This window comes from Streptomyces sp. NPDC005266 (assembly GCF_040607655.1).
Lineage (GTDB): Bacteria > Actinomycetota > Actinomycetes > Streptomycetales > Streptomycetaceae > Streptomyces.
Map to the genome: position 1 here is coordinate 275,565 of NZ_JBEXHC010000005.1, position 22,187 is coordinate 297,751.

The window sequence follows — 22,187 nt, forward strand, 5'->3', positions numbered from 1 at the left end:
GCGCTCACGCGAAAATTCCGGATCCAAAGGGGAGCGTCACGCCTCCCACTTCGCGCCACTTTAGTCCACTCGTCCCCTCGGTCAACCAACCGGCCAGCGCGTCCCGCCGGGGTGTGGACCGCCTCGTTCGGCCGTGCGGCATCGGGGCGCGCACCCTGTGGAATCCCTCACATCACCCCAACGGGCCACCCGGTTACGCCCGTTTGCCCGCCCTAAAGAGGAGACAAAATCCGCTGGTGAGAGGTATCTTCGTGATCATGTCGATATCAGCGCCGCAGCCAAACCAGTCCGCCGACGACGCCCCCACGGAAGACACGGTGATCGACCGCCTCGTCGAAGCCAACCGGCGGTACTCCGTCCAGTTCCGCGACCCCGGGATGGACGCGCGCCCCGTGCAGCGCGTCGCCGTCGTCGCCTGCATGGACGCGCGGCTCGATCTGCACGAGGCGCTCGGCCTTGAGCTGGGCGACTGCCACACGATCCGTAACGCGGGTGGCGTGGTCACCGACGACATCATCCGCTCCCTGACCATCAGCCAGCGCGCCCTGGGCACCCGCAGCGTCGTGCTCATCCACCACACCGGCTGCGGTCTGCTGACTCTCACCGAGGACTTCCGGCATGAGCTGGAGGCGGAAGTGGGGCAGCGGCCGTCGTGGGCGGTAGAGGCGTTCAAGGACCTCGACGCCGACGTACGCCAGTCGATGCAGCGGGTGCGCACGTCCCCGTTCCTGCCGCACACCGACGACGTCCGCGGCTTCGTCTTCGATGTGACGACGGGTCTGCTGCGGGAGATCGATCCGCGACAGTGACGGATTTTACCGCCTGAACACGTACAAGAGTGACAAATAACCCCGGGTTATCCACAGCCAAGTGACGCGAAGCCGCGGAGACCGCAAGAATGCATAAGTGACATCGCCCCCCGCAACCCAGCGGGGGCCGGTGTCCGCGTATGCGGTGGGCCGGTCCGTTCCGAGGGCAACGGCCCTGAGAACGGGCCGAGGAGGGCCGGGTGACGACCTATGACGAGCGAGCGAGCCTCAGCGATCTGACCACCACAGCGGAGCGGGTCCGCAGGTCGGTGGAGGGTGTGATCGAGGGCAAGCCCGAGGTCGTACGGCTTTCGCTGACCGTGCTGCTCGCCGAGGGGCATCTGCTGATCGAGGATGTCCCGGGCGTGGGCAAGACGATGCTCGCCAAGGCGCTCGCCCGGTCCATCGACTGTTCGGTGCGGCGGATCCAGTTCACTCCGGACCTGCTGCCGTCGGACATCACCGGCGTGAGCATCTTCGACCAGCAACGCAAGGAGTTCGAGTTCAAGCCGGGCGCGATCTTCGCCCAGATCGTGATCGGCGACGAGATCAACCGCGCCTCGCCCAAGACCCAGTCGGCACTGCTGGAGTCCATGGAGGAGCGCCAGGTCACCATCGACGGGGAGACCTACGAGCTGCCCAGCCCCTTCATGGTGGTGGCCACGCAGAACCCGGTCGAGATGGAGGGCACCTATCCGCTGCCCGAGGCGCAGCGCGACCGTTTCATGGCGCGCGTCTCCATCGGCTACCCCAGCCCGCAGGCCGAGCTCGAGATGCTGGACATTCACGGCGGCGTCTCACCGCTGGACGACATGCAGCCCGTCGCGCACGCCCATGAGATCGTCAAGCTGGTCGAGGCGGTGCGCTCGGTGCATGTGGCCGAGGCCGTCCGGCGGTATGCGGTCGATCTCGTGGCCGCCACGCGCAACCACCCCGATCTGCGGCTCGGCGCCTCCCCGCGGGCGACGCTGCATCTGCTGCGAGCGGCCAAGGCGTCGGCCGCGCTGGCCGGGCGCGACTTCGCACTGCCGGACGATGTGCAGGCACTGGCCGTGGCGGTGCTGGCGCACCGGCTGTTGCCCACCGCGCAGGCCCAGCTGACCCGGCGCACCTCGGAGCAGGTGGTGGCGGACATCCTCCAGCGCATCCCGGTGCCCACGGCGGCCCCGCGCGGCTCCGCCCCCATGCCACCGGTGCCGCCCATGCCCCCGGTCGACTACGGGCAGCAGCCGGGCGCCCGGAGGCTGTGATGACCGCAGGGGGGACGAGCGCTGATCCCTGGAGCTCCGCCGGCGGGGAGGACAACGGCGGGCTGCGGGCCGCGCTGGCCGGTCTGACGACCCGCGGCCGGTCCTTCCTGGCCGCGGGGGTCGCCGCCGCGGTGTGCAGCTATGTGCTGGGCCAGGAGGATCTGCTGCGGGTCGGGCTGCTGCTGGCCGCGCTGCCGCTGGTGTGCGTGGCCGTGGTCTACCGCACCCGGTACCGGGTGGCGGGCAGCAGACGGCTGGCGCCCGCGCGGGTGCCGGCCGGCTCCGAGGCCCGGGTGCATCTGCGGATGGACAATGTCTCGCGGCTGCCCACCGGGCTGCTGATGCTCCAGGACCGCGTGCCCTACGTTCTGGGGCCGCGGCCCCGCTTCGTCCTGGACCGGGTGGAGGCGGGCGGGCGGCGCGAGGTGTCCTACCGGGTCCGCTCGGATCTGCGGGGGCGTTATCCGCTGGGCCCACTCCAGCTCCGGTTGAACGACCCGTTCGGGATGTGCGAGCTCACCCGCGCCTTCAGCGCCTACGACACGCTCACGGTGGTGCCGCGGGTCGAGCCGCTGCCCGCGGTGCGCCTGACCGGCGAGGCCGCGGGATACGGGGACGGGCGGCACCGCTCGCCGGCGCTGGCCGGCGAGGACGATGTGATTCCGCGCGGCTATCGCCACGGCGACGATCTGCGCCGGGTGCACTGGCGGTCCACCGCCCGCTACGGCGAGCTCATGGTCCGCCGCGAGGAGCCGCCCCAGCGCGCGCACTGCACGGTGCTGCTGGACACCCGCGAGATCGCCTACCAGGGCTCCGGGCCCGACTCCGCCTTCGAATGGGCGGTCACGGGGGCGGCCTCGGCTGCGGCGCATCTGCTGGAGCGCGGCTATGCGGTCCGGCTGCTGACCGACACCGGCAGCTCGGTGCCGGGCCCGGACGGCGGGGGCGGCTTCACCGGTTCCACGCATGACTCGGCGGAGACGGCCGGGCTGATGCTGGACACCCTCGCGGTGGTGGACCACTCCGACGGCGGCGGGCTCTCGCGCGCCCATGACGCGCTGCGCGGCGGCACCGAGGGGCTGCTGGTGGCCTTCCTGGGCGACCTGGACGAGGAGCAGGCGGCGATGGTCGCGCGGATGCGGCACCGCGCCACGGGGGCGGTGGCGTTCGTGCCCGACAGCGTGGCCTGGTCGCGCGGGGTGCCGGGCGTCGGTCCGCAGCCGCTGGAGGAGCGGCTGCGGCGGCTGCGCGAGGCGGGGTGGACGGCGCTGCCGGTCGCCCCCGGCGACTCGCTGGCCCATCTGTGGCGGCAGGCCGACGCCCAGGGCGCCACCCGGGCCGACGCCCCCGTGATCGGCGGCATGACAGGGGGCTGGGCATGATCCATCAGACGCCCCCTGAGGCGAACGCGGGGGACAGGGCATGAGTGGAAGCGTCCGGCTCTCGATATGCGCGACCGTGGCCACGGTGGCGGCGGCCTGTGCGCTGCTGCCGCTGGTGGATCCGGCCGCCTGGCTGCTGCAGGCCCTGCTGCTGCTGGCCCTGCAGAGCGCGGTGGGCGTGGCGACCCGCCGGGTCCCGCTGGCCCGCCCGCTGACGGTGACCGCGCAGGCTGTGACGGCGCTGTTGCTGCTCACGTTCGTCTTCGCGCGTGGCGAGGCGCTCGGCGGCGTGCTGCCGAGCCCGCAGGCACTCCATGAGTTCGCCCTGCTGCTGCGCGAGGGCGCCGACGATGTGGGGCAGTACGCGATCCCGGCGCCGCTGACCGACGGCATCCGGCTGCTGCTGATCGGCGGGGTGCTGATGATCGGCCTGGTGGTCGACGCGCTGGCGGTGACCTACCGCAGTGCCGCCCCCGCCGGGCTCCCGCTGCTCGCGCTGTACTCGGTCGCGGCGGGTCTGTCCGACAACGGGAGCGACTGGCTGTGGTTCCTGGTGGCCGCGGCCGGCTACCTGCTGCTGCTCCTGGCCGAGGGCCGGGACCGGCTGTCCCAGTGGGGCCGGGTGTTCAGCGGCGGAGCCCCGCATCCGCAGGGCATGCCCCCGTCGGGCCTGGCCGGGGCCGGGGGCAGTCCGGCGCTCGCGCCGGTCCGTACCGGCCGCAGGATCGGCGCGCTGGCGCTGGGCATCGCGCTGGCGGTGCCGATGGTGCTGCCGTCCCTGGACGGCGGGCTGCTGGACCAGCAGGGCAGCGGCGGCGGGCCGGGCGGCGGTGGCGGCACGATCTCGGCGGTGAATCCTCTGGTGTCGCTGCAGGACAGCCTGAACCAGCCGGAGAACAAGGAGGTGCTGCGGTACCGCACCTCCTCGCAGACCACTCAGGACCTCTATCTGCGGATCGTCGCGCTCGACAAGTTCGACGGCACCTCGTGGAAGTCGTCCGAGCGGCATGTCACGGGTGTACCGAACCAGCTGCCGTCGCCGGCCGGGCTCGGCCCCTCGGTCCGGGTCTCCTCCATCGACACCTCCATCTCGGCCGCCGACTGGTACGCACAGAACTGGCTGCCCCTCCCCTACCCGGCCTCCGAAATCGAGATCGACGGGCGCTGGCGCTATGAGCCGGAGGGCCGCACTCTGGTCGGCGACCGCGGCCAGACCACCCGGGGCGCCCATTACCGCGTCACCAGCCTGCTGGTGGAGCCGACCGCCGAGCAGTTGGCCACCGCGCCGACGCCCTCCCCGCGGCTGCTGCGCGAATACACCCGGGTGCCGGGCTCACTGCCGCCGGTGGTCGCCCGGACGGCGCGACGGGTGACGGCGGGTACGACCAACGCGTACCAGAAGGCGGTCAAACTCCAGGACTGGTTCGCCGTCAACGGCGGATTCCACTACGACACCCAGGTGCAGTCCGGCACCGGCACGGCCGCCATCGTCCGGTTCCTGAAGCAGAAGGAGGGCTTCTGCGTCCACTTCTCCTTCTCCATGGCGGCCATGGCCCGGACGCTGGGCATCCCGGCGCGGGTTGCCGTCGGCTTCACCCCCGGCACCGCCGAGGCGGACGGCTCGGTGTCGGTCGGCCTGAAGGACGCGCACGCCTGGCCCGAGCTGTATTTCGAGGGCGTCGGCTGGACCCGCTTCGAACCCACCCCAAGCCGGGGCACCCAGCCCGACTACACCATGGAGCAGACGCCGTCGGGCGAGCCGACCGATGAGCCGTCGGCCGCACCGAGCACCTCGTCCGAGCCGTCGGCCGAGCCGACTGCCTCGGACAGCTGCCCCGCGGACATCAAGAAGCAGGGCGGCTGCGAAGGCGCCGCGATCCAGCAGCCGGACAGCGGCGCCTCGGGCGGCGGTTGGTCGGCGTCCAAGGTCACCAGCTGGAGCTCGCTGGCGCTGCTGCTGCTCGTGCTGCCCCTGCTCCCCATGCTGTACCGGCGGCGGGTACGGGCCCGCAGACTGGGTGACTCGGGCGGCCGCACGGAGCAGGACGCTGCCGACCGGACGCTTGCCGCATGGCGCGAACTGGTCGATTCCGCCTGGGACTTCGGCGTACTGCCCGATGGCTCCCAGACATCGCGCAAGGCGGTGGCGCGCATCGTGCGGATCACCGGGATCGACGGCGAAGCGGCCCAGGCGGCGCAGCGGGTGGCCGGAGCGGTCGAGCAGGTGCTGTACGCGCCGCGGCCGGGCCCGGTCTCGGGCGTCGCGGACGATGTGCGGCAGGTGGTGGCCGGTTTCCAGGCCCGGGCCGGGCGGCGGGTGCGGTTGCGGGCGCTGCTGGCCCCGCGGTCCTCTGTCCGGCTGGTGTGGGCGGCCTCGGCGCGCTGGTCCGCCCTGGTCGAGCGCTGGGGAGCCCCGCGCTGGGCGCGGTGGGCGTCCCAACTGCGCGGGCCCCGCGGCGAGCGGGGCTGAGGCCGCCGGCCCGGGGCCCGGATGCGGGTCCCACCGCCGGGCCGGGGCGAAAAGCGGGTCCCGCCGGGGTCCGGGGTCAAGCGGGTCCCGCCGCCGGGCCGAGGTCCACAAGCAGGTCCCGCCGAGGTCCGGGGTCAAGCGGGTCCCGCCGGGGGCCGGGGTCGAGAAGCAGGTCCCGCCGGGGTCCGGGGTCAAGCGGGTCCCGCCGGGGGCCGAGGTCGAGAAGCAGGTCCCGCCGGGGTCCGGGGTCAAGCGGGTCCCGCCGCCGGGCCGAGGTCCACAAGCAGGTCCCGCCGAGGTCCGGGGTCAAGCGGGTCCCGCCGCCGGGCCGAGGTCCACAAGCAGGTCCCGCCGAGGTCCGGGGTCCAGAAGCGGGTCCCGGGGCGCCCCCGACCTCGCTGGCCCCGGGCGGGTGCGCCGCCCCAGGGCCTGGCCGGGCGCACCCGACCGGAGCCGGGCGCACGTGAGGGGCGGCCGCCACCCGGCGACCGCCCCTCAACCGTTCATCCGTGAATGCTCAGTGGCCCTGCTCATCGCGGCGGCGCTGCCACCGCTCCTCGATACGGGTCATCATCGAGCGGCGCTGGCGGCCTTGACGGCGCGGACCCGCTCCGCCGGGGCGCTGCGCCTCACCCGGCTTGGGAGCCTTGCGCCAGCCGGTCACCGCGAGCACCGCACACCCCAGCATGATGAGGAAGCCCACCACGCTGATCCAGATCTGGGGAACGATCACTCCGACCATGAGGAGCGCGATACCGATCAGAAAACCCGCGACCGCCTGGTAGACCCGTCGCCGGGTGTACGTGCGCAGGCCGCTTCCCTCAAGCGCTGTCGCGAACTTGGGATCTTCGGCGTACAACGCTCGCTCCATTTGCTCGAGCATGCGCTGCTCGTGCTCCGAGAGCGGCACGGAGTCCTCCTACTCGTCGGTCGCGGGGGGCGACCGGGGTGCGACCCTTTCAGGATAGGCAGGGAATCGCCCCCGTGAAACCCGCCCCTCAACGCCAATTCGCCCACCGTTTCGTGTGGGGCCAAAGTTGACGCTGAGACCTGCATTCCCCTCCCGCCGATGCGCCATGCCGGACGGTGTACCCCGATCATACGGGGCCGCGCGTCTGATCGGGCCTCCTGTGGCCTACTCCACCTGCGCCATCGGTCACCCGGCGGCGCGGGTAAGGCGATCAGTCCCGCTCGGCGAGAACGTGCAGCTGAGTGGCGACGGAGTGGAAGGCGGGCAGCTCGGCGGCGGCCGCCTCCAGCCGCAGCAGGGCGTCCAGCGCACCGGGCTCGGTGTCGACCAGCACCCCGGGGACGAGATCGGCGAAGACCCGCACCCCGTGCACCGCGACGATCTCCAGACCGGCCGCCGTCACCAGCCCGGACAGCTGGTCGGTGGTGAAGCGGCGCGGCATCGGGTCGCCGGAGCCCCAGCGGCCCTCGGGGTCCGTAAGCGCCTGCCGGGCCTCGGTGAAGTGACCGGCCAGGGCGCGGGCCAGCACGGCACCGCCCAGGCCCGCGGCCAGCACGCTGAGGGTACCGGCCGGGCGCAGCGCCGCCGCCGCGTTCCGCAGGCCCTCGGCGGGGTCGTCCACGTACTCCAGCACGCCGTGGCACAGGACCACGTCGTAACCGCCCCGCTCGACCACGTCGAACAGGCCGTGGGCGTCGCCCTGGACACCGCGCACCCGCTCGGCGACCCCGGCCTCGGCGGCCCGTCGCTCCAGGGCGAACAGCGCGTTGGGGCTCGGGTCGACCACCGTGACCCGGTGGCCGAGGCGGGCGACCGGGACGGCGAAATTGCCGCTGCCGCCGCCGGTGTCCAGCACGTCCAGCGCTCCCTGCGCGGCCCCGTCCACCCCGTCCGCCACGGGCTCCCGGCCGGTGGCCTTGGCCCGCCGTTCCAGGGCGTCTTTCAGGACATCCCAGACCACGGCGGTACGGAGGGACGCACGGGGGCGCTGCGGGTCTGACACGGCGGGTGGCTCCTCGGCGCGGTGCCGCCACCGCCCGGGGGCGGCGGCGACGGGTTACTGACGTCGGCGCTCCCAGCCTATTGCCTCCGGCGGCGAGCCCCATGCCAGCCCGGGCCCGGCGCCCCGCCTGGGCCCCGCCCCGGCCCCGGCGCACCGGCCTCCGGCCGGCCCCCGCGCCCAGACCAGGCGCAGCCCACGCCACGCTCGGGCCCGGCCCCTCCCACGCCGGGCGCCCAGGCGGACCCGCGCCCAGGCTGCGGCCACGCCACGCACTCGGACCCCGGCCCGGCGCACGACCGAGCCGCCACCCCGCTCACGCCAGGCGTCGGCCGGACCTGCGCGCCGGGCCCGGCCGAGCACTCGCCTGCGGGCCCCGACCCGGCCCGCGCCAGGGGTAGCCCCGAGCTCATGCCGGGCTCTCAGCCCGCCCCAGCGGGCCGAGCGGGCCGAGCGGGCCGAGCGGGCCCCGTACTCGGGGCTACGAAACGGCCCACGCCGGGCGTCGGCCGGGCCATCGGTCGTCGCCACGGCCCGCACCCAAGCCCCCGACCCCACCCACCCCAGGCATCGGAACGGGCCCATACCCGAGGCCCGGCCGAGCACTCGCCCAGGCCCCAACCCGGCCCACACCGCACTGAGGCCCCACCCCACCACGCCAGGCGTCGAGCAGGCCCATGCGCGGACCGGCCGGGCGCACGCCCAGGCGTCGGGCAGGCCCATGCGCGGACCCGGCCGGGCGCACGCCCAGGCGTCCGCACGGCTCGCGCGCTGGAGCCCCACCCACCTCACCTGTCCGGCCGGGCTGCGCACTTGGACCCAAGCCCGCGCCACACCCACCCCAGGCATCGGAACGGGCCCATACCCGAGGCCCGGCCGAGCACTCGCCCAGGCCCCAACCCGGCCCACACCGCGCTGGGCCCCACCCACCTCACCTGTCCGGCCGGGCTGGGCACTTGGACCCAAGCCCGCGCCACACCCACGCTCGGATCCCGGCCCGCCCGCCGGCCTGGCCCCCGCCTGCCCACGCCAACCGCCGGGCCGGGCGGGGCCTTAGGCGCCGGTCGGGCCCGGGTCGTCACCCGGGGGTGTTTGCTGGGGCAATGCGGGCTGGAGCGTCAGCATGCGTTCGACCAGGCGCAGGAACATGGCGGCGGCGCGCAGCAGGTCGTCCGCGTCGCGGCTGCTGGCCGCGCCCTGTATGCCCGCCTCGGCGCGGGCCCGGCGGTCGGCGCCGGAGGAGAACAAGGCGCTCCATTCGGTCAGTTCGGGTGCGACTTCCGGCAGTACTTCCCAGGCGCTGCGGATCCGGGCGCGGCGGCGCGCCGAGGACTCGGGGCGGCCGCGGACGGCGAGCACGGCCGCGGCCGTGCGCAGGGCGGCCAGATGGGCGGTGGCGAAGCGCTCGTTGGCCGGCTCGAGCCCGGCGGCCTCCTCCAGCCCCTGGTGGGCCTGGGTGAGCAGGTCGAGGGCGGCGGGCGGAGCGCCCGCGCGGCGCAGCACGGGGTGGACATCGCTCGCGGGGCCGGTCAACGAAGGGGCAGGGGCGGCGGCACGGTGCCGGCGCGCTGCGGCGGTACTGGCCATGACGAACCTCCTGTCGTCGCGTGGCGGCCGATCTTGTGGTAGAGCGACCGCCGTATGACCCCATCGTGGGACACACCACTGACAATCGACCTGACCTGCGCGAACGACCCCGACGGCCCGAACTCCCCGGCCGTGCCCCATACTTGTTTCTGTACTGACCGGTCAGTTCAAATTTCAAGGGGAGTGGTTCGTGTGGAGGACACCCCAGACGAGGCGGCCGGGGCGGCGGTGACGGCCGAGGGCCTCGGCGTCAAGGGCTCGCGCGGCTGGGCGTTCCGCGGCGTGGACATCGCCGCCGAACCCGGCGCGCTGATCGCGGTCGAGGGCGCGTCCGGCTCGGGCCGTACCTCGCTGCTGCTCACGCTCACCGGCCGGATGCGCCCCGGCGTCGGGCAGGCCACCGTCGACGGTTTGCGTGTTCCCCAACAAATGGCGCGTATACGCAGGATCAGTGCCCTGGCGCATGTGCCCGGCGTCACGGAGCTCGACCCGGTGCTCACGGTCGCCGAGCATCTGCGCGAGCGGGCCCTGCTCCAGCGCCGGTTCGCCGACTCGCCCCGCGGGCTGCTGCGCCCGCGCCGGGAGCGGGCCGCCGCGTCCCGGGCCGCGATCGACGCGGCCCTCACGACGGCCGGACTGGACCTGGACGCGCTGCCCAAGGGGCCGCGTACGGCCGTACGGGACCTGGAGCGGCTGGAGGCGCTGCGGCTGTCGGTCGCGCTCGCGCTGATCGCCCGGCCGCGGCTGCTGGCGGTCGACGACGCCGATATGAAGCTCTCGGACGCCGAGCGCGGCCAAGCGTGGGCGCTGCTGCGGGAGATCACGGAGGGTGGCACCACGGTCCTCGCGGTCTGCAGCCAGGCCCCGGACGGCGCGGTGGTGGTCTCGACCGCGACCGTCGAGGAAACGGCCCCGTACGGGGACCAGACAGAGGACCGCACAGCGGACGAGGACGAGGAAGGGGCGGCGGATGCGCTCGCCGAAACTGGCCGCGCTTGAGCTGAAGCGGTTCGGCAGGGGAAAGCTGCCGCGGGCGGCGCTCGCCGCCCTGCTCCTGCTGCCGCTGCTCTACGGCGCGCTGTATCTGTGGTCCTTCTGGGACCCGTACGGCAAGCTCGACAAGATCCCCGTGGCGCTGGTCAACGCGGACACCGGGGCCACCGTGAAGGCTGAGAAGCTCACCGCGGGCGACGACCTCACCGACAAGCTGCTCGAGAGCAAGACCTTCGACTGGCGCCGGGTCAGCGCCGAGGAGGCCCGTAAGGGCGTCGCGGACGGCACGTACTACCTGTCGCTGACCGTCCCTTCGGACTTCAGCCGGCAGATCGGCTCCAGCTCCGGCAAGTCCCCGGAGACCGGCGCCCTCAAGGTGCGCACGAACGACGCCAACAACTACATCGTCGGCCAGATCTCCCGCTCGGTCTTCTCCGAGGTCCGCGCCGCGGCCTCCACCAAGGCGTCCCGGGGCTTCTACGACAACATCTTCATCTCCTTCTCCGACATCCACGGCGAGACGGAGAAGGCCGCCAAGGGCGCCGACAAGCTCGGAAAGGGCATCGGCAAGGCCAAGAAGGGGACGGGGGACCTCGCCAAGGGGCTGGCGAAGGCGAAGAAGGGCAGCCGCGAGCTGAAGTCCGGGCTCGGCAAGCTCGAGAAGGGCTCCGGGAAGCTGGAGACCGGTGCGGGCGGGGTCGCCGACGGCACCCAGACGCTGGCCGACAAGGCGAACGACGTGTCCGCCGAGGTCGGCCCGTTCCTCAAGAAGAACGGCAAGGAGATCGCCGAGATCTCCCGGCTGGTCGCCCGGGCGTCCCAGAAGGCGTCCGACAACCTCGACACGCTCCCCGAGACGACCTCCGCGGCGGCCCTCAAGGCCCGTAAGGCGTCCGACGACCTCGCCGCGGACTACCGGACGCGCTGCGAGGGGGCGGTGCCCCTCGATCCGGACTGCCCCGCGCTGAAGAAGTCGGTGGCCGCGGCCGACACCGCCGCGGATGTGGCCGAGGACGTCAACACGCTGGTGCGGGACAACACCGACCAACTGGACACCCTCGGCACCCACTTGGACGATCTGAGCGACAAGGCGTCCTGGCTCGCGAACAACGCCCCGCACCTCGGCAGCGACCTCGACACCTCCGTGCGGAAGATCAACGCCCTCAACCGCGGGGCCCATAAGGTCGCCAAGGGCGCCGGCACCCTGCACACCGGTCTGACCACCGCCAAGACCGGCGCGTCCGACCTCGACAGCGGCGTCGGCAAGGCGCGCACCGGCGCGGACACGCTGAACGGCGGCATGTACAAGCTCGTCGACGGCTCCGGCAAGCTGTCCGGCGGACTGCACGACGGCGCCGGCAAGATCCCCGACTACGACAAGCACGACCGCGACGCCCGCACCGAGGTGATGTCGGACCCGGTGCAGCTCGTCAAGCACGCGATGCACAAGGCACCCAACTACGGCACGGGTTTCGCTCCATACTTCATCCCGCTCTCCCTCTGGGTCGGCGCGATGGTGGCGTACATGCTGATCCAGCCGCTCAACGGACGCGCGCTGGCCGCGGGCGCCGCCTCCCCGCGCGTGGCGCTCGCGGGCTGGCTGCCGGTCGCCGCGATCGGGGTGGTCCAGACGCTTGCCCTGATGGCCGTGTTGCACTGGGCGATCGGCCTGCGGATGGTCCGGGCGGCGGGCACGATCGGCTTCCTGTTGCTGGTGGCGGCCTGCTTCACGGCGATCGTGCAGTGGCTCAACGCCCGCTTCGGACCGGCGGGCCGGATCCTGGTGCTGGCGCTGCTGATGCTCCAGCTGACCTCCGCGGGCGGCACCTATCCGGTGCAGACGAGCCCCCGCTTCTTCAACGCCATCCACCCCTTCCTGCCGATGACCTACGTGGTGGACGGGTTGCGTCGGCTGATCACGGGCGGCGGGCTCGGCCCGGTGTGGGCGGCGTGCGGGGTGCTGCTCGGCTTCACCGTTGCCTCCCTCGCTCTCACCGCGTGGTCGGCCCGGCGCCGGCAGGTGTGGTCGGTGGACCGGTTGCACCCGGAGCTGAGCCTGTGAGCGGGACCACTTCGGCAACGGGCACAATCGGCGCCATGGACAGCAGCAGCACGCGCCGCCGGGCCACCCGGCAGAAACTCTTCGAAGCAGCGGTCACCCTGATCGCGGAACAGGGCTTCTCCTCCACCACCGTGGACGAGATCGCCGAGCGGGCGGGGGTGGCCAAGGGCACGGTGTACTACAACTTCGCGAGCAAGACCGTGCTCTTCGAGGAACTGCTGCGGCACGGCGTGGAGCTGCTCACCGCCTCGCTCCAGAGCGCCGCCGACGAGAACGCCGAGCGCGGCGGCAGCCATGTGGGCGCGCTGGACGCGATGGTCCGGGCCGGGCTGGACTTCATCTCCCGCTATCCGTCGCTGACCCAGCTGTACGTGGCCGAGCTGTGGCGCACCAACCGCGCCTGGCAGTCCACCTTGATGATGGTCAGGCAGCGGGCCATAGCGGTGATCGAGGGCGAGCTGAGGAAGGGTGTCACCGCGCGGGAACTGAGTGCGGACATCGACATTCCGCTGACGGCGTCGGCGCTGTTCGGCATGGTGGTGGTCGCCGCGCTGGACTGGCAGTCGTACCAGCCGGAGCGGTCGCTGGACGATGTGCACGCGGCGCTGTCGCGGCTGCTGCAGGGCCGTGTCGGGGGTGCCGGAGCCGTGGCCAAGGGCGTCGCCGGCGCCCCGGGCCAGTGACCCGGACCCCGCGACCTTGACCCGTGATCCGGACGGAGAGCAGAAGGCGCTGTTCCGGCGCGGTTCGATCCCCCATCGACCTGCGCCGGAACAGCGCCTCCCCCCGTACCCCCCGTACCCCCCCGTTCCCCCGTACCCCCCGTTCCCCCGCTCCCCCCGGCCCCCGTTCTCTCCCCCGGCTGGAGCGTTCCTGGTCCCCGGGAACAACTCCGGGGACCCCCGTACCGTCCAGGCCGCCGCGCCGTTCCGCCGCCCCGTGTCGGCGGTGCGGCGCGCGGCCCTTCGGTGTGCTCCACTCTCTCGTCGGCGGGGGTCGTGCCCCATCCGCGCGGCTACTCATCTCATCGACTGAGTATGTGTACTCAGGACCCCGCGCTCATCCCCACGCGTCTCTCCCCCCGCCCGGCGGGGCCGGCTGTCGGTGGCGGCGGATAAAGTCGCGGTCATGGCACGGATTGGGGTGATCGGCGCCGGGATGGGCGCCATGGCGGCGGCCGCCCGGCTGGCCGTCGCGGGCCACCGGGTGGTGGTGTACGAGCGTGGGAGCACCCATGGCGGCGGGGTGGGCCGCCTCGAGCGGGACGGCTTCCGCTTCGATACGGGGCCGGGACTGCTGCAGTTGCCCGCCGTGTACCGGGATCTGTTCGTGAAGACCGGCAAGCGGACACTGGAGCAGAGCGTCGAGCTCACCCAGGTCGATCCCGCGAGCCGGCATCTGTTCGCCGACGGTACGGAGGTGCGGCTGCCCAATGCCTCGCGCGCGGGGGTGGTCAAGGCACTGGACGGCGCCTTCGGCGCGGGCGCGGGCGAGCGCTGGAGCGACTTGGTCAACCGGGCCCGGGAGGTGTGGGATGCCACGCGCCGGCCGCTGCTGGAGGAGCCGCTGCGCGCCGACTGGCAGGCCCTGGGCCGCGATCCGTATCCTGCCGTCCCTGTGCGGCGCGGCTGGTTCGGCGGGCTTTTCGGACGGGGCGAGGCCGGGCCGCCCACGCTCGCCGAGGTGGCTCGGCGTGAGCTGAGGGATCCGCGCGCCGCCGCGCTGCTGGAGAGTTACGCCCTCACTCACAGCCTGGATCCGCGCACCGCCCCGGCCGCGGCCACCGTGCTGCCCTATGTCGAGCAGACCTTCGGCACCTGGTATGTACGCGGCGGTATGCGGGCGCTCGCCGATGCGCTCCATGAGCGCTGCCGACAGCGGAAGGTGGAGTTCCGCTTCCAGGCCGAGGTCACCGGCATCGTCGAGAAGGACGGCCGCGCGGCGGGCGTGGAGTTGGCCGACGGCACCGTCGCGGAGGCCGACGCGGTGGTCGCGGCCGTGGATCCGGCGCTCTTGCCCCCGCTGCTCGGCGGCCAGGAGCCCTGGCGGGACGGGGACGTACGGCCGGACCTCGGCCCGGGGACCGGCACTCCGGGCCGGCTGACCGTCTTTCTCGCCCTGCGCGGCGCCCGCCCCGACGGGACCGCGCACCGGACGGTGCTCCACACCCCGGACCGCGAGGCCGAGTTGACCGCCGTCTTCGGCGACGGCTACGACCTCCGCGAGCCCTGCCCCCGCCCCACGGTGACCGTGCTGCGCCCGGACGACCCCACGGTGCGGCCGGACGAGGACCATGAGGCCGTCACCCTCACCGCGGTCGTCGCCCCGCACGGGCCGGTGGACTGGATGGACGGCACCGCCGCCGAGCAGTACGCCGACCGGCTGATCACCGCCGCCGAGGCCGCCATACCGGGGCTGCGGGACCGGCTGCTGTGGCACGAGGTCCGCACGCCCGCCGACACCGGCACACAGACCGGTGCCAGGGGCGGCGCCGTCCCCGGCCCGGCGCTCGCCGGAGCGGACGGCCGCTTCCTGCGCCCCGCCAACCTCACCCGCCTCCCGGGCCTCTATCTGGCGGGCGGCTGGTCCCACCCGGGTGGCGGGCCGGCCCACGCGGGGATGTCGGGCGCCCTGGTGGCCGGTCTGATCGTGGAGGGCGAGGACTGGCGGGGCTCTCGGTAACGCGGTAGCCGGGGCGCGGAAGCGCCCCGGCCTCACCACTGGTACCGCTCTAGTAGCGGTACTGCTCGTCGTAGCCCGGCTGGTAGCCCTGTTGCTGCTGGTACGGATACGGCTGCTGCTCCGGCTGCTGCGGGGCATCGCCCTCGCGCTGCTGCGGCACCCAGGGCCCGCCCGGCTGCATCACGTCGTACCCCTGGTCCGGCGAGGGGTACGCGGCGTCGGCCGTCCAGTGGTCGCCGCCGAGGGCCCCGGCGCCGTAGGGGTCCTGCTGCCCGTACGCCGCGTACTGGTCGGCGTACTGCTGCTGGCCATATGCCTGCTGCTGGTCGTACGCCTGCTGCTGGCCGTATGCCTGCTGCTGGCCGTACGGCTGGGCCTGGGGCTGGGCGCCGCCGTACGGGTCGGCGTAGGCCGCGTACGCCTCGTTCCCGTAGCCGTACTGCCCGGCCTGCGCCGCGTCGGCGTACACATCCTGGCCGTAACCCTGGCCCTCACCCGGCATCTGACCCTGTATCTGGTCGTTCTGCGAGCCGTAGCCGCCGTACGTCTCGTACGGGCTGTAGCCGCCGCCCGCGTCGTTAGGGTAGGCGCCGGGAGCGGGGGTGAACGGGGACGGCTCCTCGTAGACGCCGTACTCGCCGGTGTCGTCAGGCAACGGCTGCGGCTGGTACGTGAGCGGCTCGGCCGGCTTGACCGGCACCGCCTCCAGGTCCGATACCTGGAGGATCGGCTCCGGGTCCGGCTCGGGCGACAGGGCGTCCTTGTCATCGCGCTCACCGCGCAGCCCCGGCAGCCCGCCGCGCAGCGCCCAGCCGGCGGCGAAGCCGCGCCGGAAGGAGAGGGTCACATACGTCTGGCCGACCGCGAAGGCGGCGGCGCCGATCCCGATCACCACCACGGATGGGATCAGCACCCCGACGACCACACCCAGAAAGCCGACGAACGCCAGCAGCCTCCAGCGCAGCCGCGCCTTGTATTGCAGGAGCACCTCACCCAGCAACCACAGCGCGACGACGCCGAAAGCGATATAGAGGACCGTCCAGCCCATGCCCGCCCCTCACTCGTGCGGCCGCCTGTCGGCTGCCGTCGTCAGGACCGCTGATGCAGTCCCAGATTTTCGTAGATCTCCAGCGTCGCCGGGGAGTGGTTCAAGGTAATGAAGTGAAGCCCGGGGATCTCCTCGGCCATCAACCGCGCGCACAGCTCCGTCGCGTAGTCGATCCCGATCGAGCGTACAGCCGCCGGGTCATCCTTGACCGCCAGGATCCGCTCCGCGAGCTCGGGCGGGAAGGCGGCGTTGCTGAGCTGTGCGAACCGCTCGATCTGCTTGACGTTGGTGACCGGCATGATCTCAGGGATGATCGGCGTCGTACAGCCCGTGGCGGCGACCCGGTCCCGCAGGCGCAGATAGTCCTCCGGGCAGAAGAACATCTGCGTGATGGCGAAGTCGGCGCCCGCGCGGCACTTGTCGACGAAGTGACGGATGTCGGTGTCCCAGTCCGTCGAACGCGGGTGCATCTCGGGGAACGCGGCGACGCCGACGCAGAAGTCTCCCGACTCCTTGATCAGCCGGACCAGCTCGGCGGCGTAGGTGACCCCGTCCGGGTGCCGGACCCATTCGCCCATCGGATCGCCCGGCGGATCGCCGCGCAGCGCGAGCATGTTCCGGATTCCGGCGTCGGCGTACTGGCCGATGATGTTGCGCAGGTCGGCCCGGGAGTGGTTGACCGCGGTCAGATGGGCGACGGGCGTGAGCGTGGTGTCCGTCGCGATGCGCTCGGTGGCGCGCACGGTGCCCTCACGGGAGGAGCCGCCGGCGCCGTACGTCACGGAGACGAAGGTCGGCGAGACGGCTTCCAACCGACGGATGGCGTTCCACAGCGTGCGCTCGCCCTTCGCCGTCTTCGGGGCGAAGAATTCGAAGGAATACGACTGCTCGCCCGATGCGAGTAGATCACGCACGGTTCGTGCGTGATCGGTCCTGGTGGAAGCGGTGCCTAGGGCCATACGGGCAGGTTATCCACCGGGGTGGGCCACGCCCACCCGGAGGCGGTGATATTGCCCTTTTGTCGCTTCCTTGTCCGTAGTGCGGACACCCGGGGACACCTGCGGTTCAACCTAACGGCCCCGTCCCGGCCAACCGGGACCGGGGCGCAGCCCCGGCTCCCAGGCCACCTGAGCTCGCCGAAGCGGGGCCCGAAGGGCACAGGCAGGCGGGGTCCGGGGCGGAGCCTCAGTCGGGGCCGGGTGCGGAAGCCCAGCCGGCATCCGGGGGCGGAAGCCCATGCCTTGCCGGAGCGCGCAGGCCCGGGCGGGGCCCGGTGCGCAGACCCGGGCAAGGGCCGGTCGCAGGCCAGGCAAGGGCCGGTCGCAGGCCAGGGCGGGGCCCGAAGGCCGCAGGCCCGGGCGGGGTCCGGGGCGGAGCCTCAGTCGGGGCCGGGGGCGGAAGCCCAGGCGGGGCCCGGTGCGCAGACCCGGGCAAGGCCCGGTACGCAGACCCGGGCAAGCGCCAGTGCGCAGGCCCGGCCAAGGCCCGAAGGCCGCAGGCCCGGGGCGGGGCCCGAAGGCCGCAGACCCGGGCGGGGTCCGGGGCGGAAGCCCAGGCGGGGCCCGGTGCGCAGACCCGGGCAACGCCCGAAGGCCGCAGACCGGGGCGGGGCCCGGTACGCAGACCCGGGCAAGGGCCAGTACGCAGGCCCGGGCGGGCCCGGTGCGCAGGCCCGGGCGGGGCCCGGGAGCCCGGTTACGAAGCGCGGATCCGCTTGGCCAGGGAGGCCGTCGCTTCCGCCGGGTCGTCGGCCTCCGTGATGGCGCGGACCACCACGACGCGGCGGGCGCCCGCGGCCAGGACCTCGTCCAGGTTGGACGCGTCGATGCCGCCGATCGCGAACCACGGGCGGGCGGGCCGCAGCGCCGCGGTGTAGCGGACCAGGGAGAGCCCCGGGGCGGGGCGGCCCGGCTTGGTGGGGGTGGGCCAGCAGGGGCCGGTGCAGAAGTAGTCGACGCCGGGCTCGACGGCCGCCGCGTCCACCTCCGCCTCCGTGTGCGTGGAGCGCCCGATCAGCGCCTCGTCGCCGAGGATCGCGCGCGCCGCGGGCACCGGCAGGTCGCCCTGGCCCAGATGGAGCACATCGGAGCCGATGGCGTGGGCCACATCGGCCCGGTCGTTGACGGCGAGGAGCTTGCCGTGCCGGCGGCAGGCGTCGGCGAAGACCGCGAGGTGCTCCAGCTCCTCGGCCGCCTCCATGCCCTTGTCCCGGAGCTGGACGATGTCCACCCCGGCGCCCAGGACGGCGTCGAGGAACCGCGGCAGGTCGCCCTGGCGCTTGCGGGCGTCGGTGCACAGGTAGAGCCGGGCGTCGGCCAGCTGTTCACGTGCGGTGGCGGCGGCCATGAGGTCGGCTTCCCCCCGGGTCGGCGGCATACGGGCCGGGCCGGATGATCCGGACCGGCCCGTACGCCTCGGTCGTTCAAGTACGAGTACGGGTGCGGGTGCGGGTGCGGCGTCAGACGGCCAGTGCCTGGGCCCGGCGCTTCACTTCCGTGCCGCGATTCTCGCGCAGGGCCTGCGCCGGGGTGCCGGGCAGGGTCGGGTCGGGGGTGAAGAGCCACTCCAGCATCTCTTCATCGCTGAAGCCGTCGTCCTTCAGAAGCGTCAAGGTCCCCACGAGGCCCTTGACGACCTTTCCGTCACCGATGAACTCCTCGGGCACCTGGAGCACCCGGTTTTCGCCACGGCGCACCGCGATCAGCTGGCCCTCCTTGACCAGCTGCCGGACGCGCGTCACTTCGACGCCCAGCCGTTCGGCGACGTCGGGGAGGGTGAGCCAGGCGGGGACGAGAGCATCGATCTTTGCGTCAATCTCGGTCACGGAACAAGCCTGCCATCCGGGACCGACAGTCGGTAGCCGGGTGTCCGCCGCGCGGGCCGTCCCGCCCGGGTCCCGGGACCACCGCCCCCGCCGTCACCGACCGGTCACAGAACGGCCGACTTCAGCGGCACCGAGGGGTCCGTGGCCCGTTCGCGGTCCAGCCGCGCCCCTCGTTCGATCAGCTTCCGTCCCTGGGCCAGATCGCGCGGACGGCCGACGGCCAGCAGGGCGACCAGGGCCCCCTCGCGCAGCCAGCACACCGACCACGCGGCGCCCGTCGGATCGCCGCGCCAGATCAGTTCGTCGGCCCCCGAGTGGTACCCCGCGTACTGCACGAACCGGCCGAACTGCTCCGACCAGAAATACGGCACCGGGTCGTAGACCGAACCGGGGTAGTGGGCGGCCGTCCGGCTCCCCACCACATTGGCCGCCACGGTCCGCGGCCCCTGCACCGCGTTGTCCCAGTGGTGCACCAGCAGCCGGGTCCCGTACCGGGTGGACGGGAAGGACGCGCAGTCGCCGACCGCGTAGACGTCCGGCACCGAGGTCCGCAGCCGCTCGTCGGCGGCCACGGACCGGTCCGTGGCCAGTTCGACGCCCGAGCCCGTCAGCCAGTCCGTGGCGGGCCGTGCCCCGATCCCGACGACCACCGCGCCCGCCCGCAGCCGGGTGCCGTCGCCGAGCAGCAGCCCGTTCTCGTCCACGGCGCTGACCGGCGCGCCGGTGACCAGCGTGGCGCCGTAGTCCGCGTACCAGTGGGCCATATAGCCGGCGACCTCGGCCGGGAGGGCGCCCGTCAGCGGCCGGTCCGCGGCCTCGACGACGGTCACGGCACAGCCTGCCTCGCGGGCCGCCGTCGCGAACTCCGCACCGATCCAGCCCGCCCCCACGACCACGATCTCGTGCTGCCGGGCGAGCACGGGGCGCAGCCGTTCCGCGTCGTCCAGGGTGCGCAGCAGATGGACGCCGGGCACGCCCTCGCTGCCGGGCAGCGGGATCGGCTCGGCCCCGGTGGCGATCACCAGGACGTCGTACGACACCGGCCCGGCCTCGGTCTCGACCACCCGCTCGTCCGTGCGCAGGCCGGTGACGGGGACGCCGAGCCGCAGCCCGATACCGAGCGCGGCGAAGTCCACATCGAACGCGGACCCCTCGGCCTTGCCGAGCAGGACGGCCTTGGACAGCGGCGGCCGGTCGTACGGCTGGTGGGGCTCCGCGCCCAGCAGGATGATTTCCCCCGCCCAGCCCTGCTCGCGCAGCGCGACGGCCGTCTGCACCCCCGCCATGCCGGCGCCGACGATCACCACCCGCTGCCCGCTGCCGACGCTGCTGCCGCCACCGCTGCCACCCGAGGACGCCGTCTTCATTGTCGTCGTCTCATCGCTCACACGATCACTGTATTGCGGCAGGTGGGGCGGACCGCAGAGCGCGTGACGAGATCTCGGGCACAGACCGACCGGCCGTACACCTGCCGTACACCGGCCGTACGGCAGGGGCCCGGGCCGCACTTTCCGCCCCTCGGGCCGCGTACTAGGGTGGCGGGACAGAGCACTCGCGGGAGCCCGGCGCACCGGGCTGAGAGGGAGGCTGGCCGGCCTCCGACCGTACGAACCTGATCCGGGTCATGCCGGCGAAGGGAGGGGCAGCGTGCCCGTGCACGCACCACACGGACGTGACGACACCCATGACGCCACCTATGACGCCCTGGTCATCGGGGGCGGCATCATCGGCCTGGTCACGGCCTGGCGGGCGGTCCAGCGGGGGCTGCGCACCGCCGTGGCCGACCCGGCGCCCGGCGGCGGAGCCGCCCAGGTCGCGGCCGGGATGCTGGCGGCCGTCACCGAGCTCCACTACGGCGAGCAGACGCTGCTCGGCCTCAATCTGGCCTCCGCGCGCCGCTATCCGGACTTCGTGGCAGAGCTGGAGGAGGCCAGCGGTAAGGACGTCGGCTACCGCGCCTGCGGCACGCTCGCCGTCGCGCTCGACGCCGACGACCGCGCCCATCTGCGGGAGCTCCACGCACTGCAGCAGCGGCACGGGCTGGAGTCGCAGTGGCTGACGGGGCGCGAATGCCGCCGTCTGGAGCCGATGCTCGCGCCCGGCGTACGCGGGGGGCTGCGCGTCGACGGCGACCACCAGGTCGATCCACGGCGGCTGGCGGCGGCGCTGCTTGTCGCGTGCGAGCGGGCCGGGGTCGTCTTCCACCGGGACCGGGCGGAGCGGCTGACGCTCGATGGCGACCGTAGTACGGGCGCCGAGCTGGCCGACGGGACGCGGCTGGCCGCCGAGCGGACCGTCCTGGCCGCCGGCAGCCTCAGCGGCCGCCTCGCGGGCGTCCCCGAGGCCGTCCTGCCGCCGGTACGGCCCGTCAAGGGCCAGGTGCTGCGACTGTCCGTGCCCGGCCCGTACGCGCCGTTCCTCTCCCGGACGGTACGGGCCATCGTGCGCGGCGGGCATGTCTATCTGGTCCCGCGTGAGAACGGCGAGTTGGTCGTCGGCGCGACGACCGAGGAGCTGGGCTGGGACACCACGGTCACCGCGGGCGGTGTGTACGAGCTGCTGCGCGACGCCCATGAGCTGGTGCCCGGCATCACCGAACTCCCCCTCGTCGAGACCCGCGCCGGGCTGCGCCCCGGCTCCCCCGACAACGCCCCGCTGCTCGGCCCGACCGCGCTCCCGGGGCTGCACCTGGCCACCGGCCACTACCGCAACGGCGTCCTTCTCACCCCCATCACGGGCGATGTCATGGCCGAGGCGCTGACCGGCGGAGAACTCCCGCCACACGCGCGGCCGTTCTCCCCGCACCGCTTCGCGGCCGAGCACCCGTCGCCCCCCGCCGGCCGCCCGTCGGCCCCCGCGCCCCTCGCCCCACAGGAGCAGCCCGTATGAGCGTCACCGCCCGGATGACCGTCTCCGTGAACGGGGAGCCCCGCCAGGTCCCCGACGGCACCACCCTCGACCGGCTCGTCGCGACCCTCACCCAGGCACCCTCCGGCGTCGCCGCCGCCGTCAACGAGACGGTGGTACCCCGCACCCAATGGCCCACGACCCCGCTCGGCGACGGCGATCGCGTCGAGGTCCTCACCGCGGTCCAAGGAGGCTGATCCCCT

General features: G+C 73.4%; 18 protein-coding genes and 1 riboswitch. Of the genes, 10 read left to right on the forward strand and 8 right to left on the reverse strand.

Going from position 1 to position 22,187, the window contains the following annotated elements; all coding sequences use genetic code 11:
• Positions 1-257: 257 nt before the first annotated feature.
• From ABZU99_RS12470 to ABZU99_RS12485, 4 genes are all read left to right on the forward strand, one after another.
• A complete protein-coding gene (locus ABZU99_RS12470; RefSeq protein WP_355939310.1) occupies positions 258-809 on the forward strand; it encodes a carbonic anhydrase in 552 nt (183 codons plus the stop codon).
• 200 nt (positions 810-1,009) lie between these two features.
• On the forward strand, positions 1,010-2,059 hold the full coding sequence (locus ABZU99_RS12475) for a MoxR family ATPase (RefSeq protein WP_355939307.1): 1,050 nt from the start codon (positions 1,010-1,012) through the stop codon (positions 2,057-2,059).
• Positions 2,059-3,441, forward strand: a complete 1,383-nt coding sequence (locus tag ABZU99_RS12480) for a DUF58 domain-containing protein (RefSeq protein ID WP_355939304.1) — start codon at positions 2,059-2,061, stop codon at positions 3,439-3,441. The genes ABZU99_RS12475 and ABZU99_RS12480 overlap by 1 nt, the downstream gene beginning before the upstream one ends.
• 40 nt (positions 3,442-3,481) lie before the next feature.
• Complete coding sequence (locus ABZU99_RS12485; RefSeq protein WP_355939301.1) at positions 3,482-5,911, forward strand: DUF3488 and transglutaminase-like domain-containing protein; 2,430 nt, start codon at positions 3,482-3,484, stop codon at positions 5,909-5,911.
• A gap of 517 nt (positions 5,912-6,428) precedes the next feature.
• On the opposite strand, the gene ABZU99_RS12490 is transcribed toward ABZU99_RS12485, so the two are convergent.
• From ABZU99_RS12490 to ABZU99_RS12500, 3 genes are all read right to left on the reverse strand, one after another.
• Positions 6,429-6,821: a DUF3040 domain-containing protein gene (locus ABZU99_RS12490; RefSeq protein ID WP_355939299.1), complete on the reverse strand. Its 393-nt coding sequence runs from the start codon at positions 6,819-6,821 to the stop codon at positions 6,429-6,431.
• Positions 6,822-7,092: 271 nt separating this feature from the next.
• Complete coding sequence (locus ABZU99_RS12495; RefSeq protein WP_356046777.1) at positions 7,093-7,884, reverse strand: methyltransferase; 792 nt, start codon at positions 7,882-7,884, stop codon at positions 7,093-7,095.
• Between the two features lie 1,050 nt (positions 7,885-8,934).
• Positions 8,935-9,468 (reverse strand): SAV_6107 family HEPN domain-containing protein, encoded by a 534-nt coding sequence (locus tag ABZU99_RS12500; RefSeq protein ID WP_355939293.1) that lies wholly within the window; start codon positions 9,466-9,468, stop codon positions 8,935-8,937.
• Positions 9,469-9,651: 183 nt separating this feature from the next.
• On the opposite strand from ABZU99_RS12500, the gene ABZU99_RS12505 reads away from it, so the two are divergent.
• The 4 genes from ABZU99_RS12505 to ABZU99_RS12520 all read left to right on the forward strand — a co-directional run bounded on the left by ABZU99_RS12505 (position 9,652) and on the right by ABZU99_RS12520 (position 15,205).
• The gene (locus tag ABZU99_RS12505) at positions 9,652-10,467 is read left to right on the forward strand and encodes an ATP-binding cassette domain-containing protein (protein WP_355939291.1); all 816 of its coding nucleotides are present in this window, start codon (positions 9,652-9,654) and stop codon (positions 10,465-10,467) included.
• Positions 10,439-12,523 carry a YhgE/Pip domain-containing protein gene (locus ABZU99_RS12510; protein ID WP_355939288.1) on the forward strand — a complete coding sequence of 695 codons (2,085 nt, stop codon included), beginning with the start codon at positions 10,439-10,441 and terminating at the stop codon, positions 12,521-12,523. Before ABZU99_RS12505 ends, ABZU99_RS12510 begins: the two co-directional genes overlap by 29 nt.
• A 35-nt stretch (positions 12,524-12,558) precedes the next feature.
• Positions 12,559-13,206, forward strand: a complete 648-nt coding sequence (locus ABZU99_RS12515) for a TetR/AcrR family transcriptional regulator (RefSeq protein WP_355939286.1) — start codon at positions 12,559-12,561, stop codon at positions 13,204-13,206.
• Between the two features lie 445 nt (positions 13,207-13,651).
• Positions 13,652-15,205 (forward strand): NAD(P)/FAD-dependent oxidoreductase, encoded by a 1,554-nt coding sequence (locus ABZU99_RS12520; protein WP_355939284.1) that lies wholly within the window; start codon positions 13,652-13,654, stop codon positions 15,203-15,205.
• A gap of 49 nt (positions 15,206-15,254) precedes the next feature.
• Here ABZU99_RS12520 and ABZU99_RS12525 read toward each other — a convergent pair whose 3' ends face one another.
• The 5 genes from ABZU99_RS12525 to ABZU99_RS12545 form a co-directional block, all read right to left on the reverse strand.
• A complete protein-coding gene (locus tag ABZU99_RS12525) occupies positions 15,255-16,253 on the reverse strand; it encodes a hypothetical protein (protein ID WP_356046773.1) in 999 nt (332 codons plus the stop codon).
• 41 nt (positions 16,254-16,294) lie between these two features.
• Positions 16,295-17,212, reverse strand: a complete 918-nt coding sequence (metF, locus tag ABZU99_RS12530; protein WP_355939279.1) for a methylenetetrahydrofolate reductase [NAD(P)H] — start codon at positions 17,210-17,212, stop codon at positions 16,295-16,297.
• Positions 17,213-17,948: 736 nt separating this feature from the next.
• Positions 17,949-18,599, reverse strand: coding sequence for a thiamine phosphate synthase (gene thiE / locus ABZU99_RS12535; protein ID WP_355939277.1), 651 nt, complete (start codon positions 18,597-18,599; stop codon positions 17,949-17,951).
• 112 nt (positions 18,600-18,711) lie between these two features.
• Positions 18,712-19,077, reverse strand: a complete 366-nt coding sequence (locus tag ABZU99_RS12540) for an Rv2175c family DNA-binding protein (protein ID WP_355939275.1) — start codon at positions 19,075-19,077, stop codon at positions 18,712-18,714.
• A 104-nt stretch (positions 19,078-19,181) separates the two neighbouring features.
• On the reverse strand, positions 19,182-20,444 hold the full coding sequence (locus tag ABZU99_RS12545) for an FAD-dependent oxidoreductase (RefSeq protein WP_356046865.1): 1,263 nt from the start codon (positions 20,442-20,444) through the stop codon (positions 19,182-19,184).
• A 177-nt stretch (positions 20,445-20,621) separates the two neighbouring features.
• Positions 20,622-20,733, forward strand: a riboswitch (TPP riboswitch).
• On the opposite strand from ABZU99_RS12545, the gene thiO reads away from it, so the two are divergent.
• Together thiO and thiS are read left to right on the forward strand one after the other, a co-directional pair.
• The gene (thiO, locus tag ABZU99_RS12550) at positions 20,731-21,966 is read left to right on the forward strand and encodes a glycine oxidase ThiO (RefSeq protein WP_356227807.1); all 1,236 of its coding nucleotides are present in this window, start codon (positions 20,731-20,733) and stop codon (positions 21,964-21,966) included. (Overlaps the previous riboswitch by 3 nt.)
• The gene (gene thiS / locus ABZU99_RS12555; RefSeq protein WP_355939269.1) at positions 21,963-22,181 is read left to right on the forward strand and encodes a sulfur carrier protein ThiS; all 219 of its coding nucleotides are present in this window, start codon (positions 21,963-21,965) and stop codon (positions 22,179-22,181) included. Before thiO ends, thiS begins: the two co-directional genes overlap by 4 nt.
• Positions 22,182-22,187: the final 6 nt, after the last annotated feature.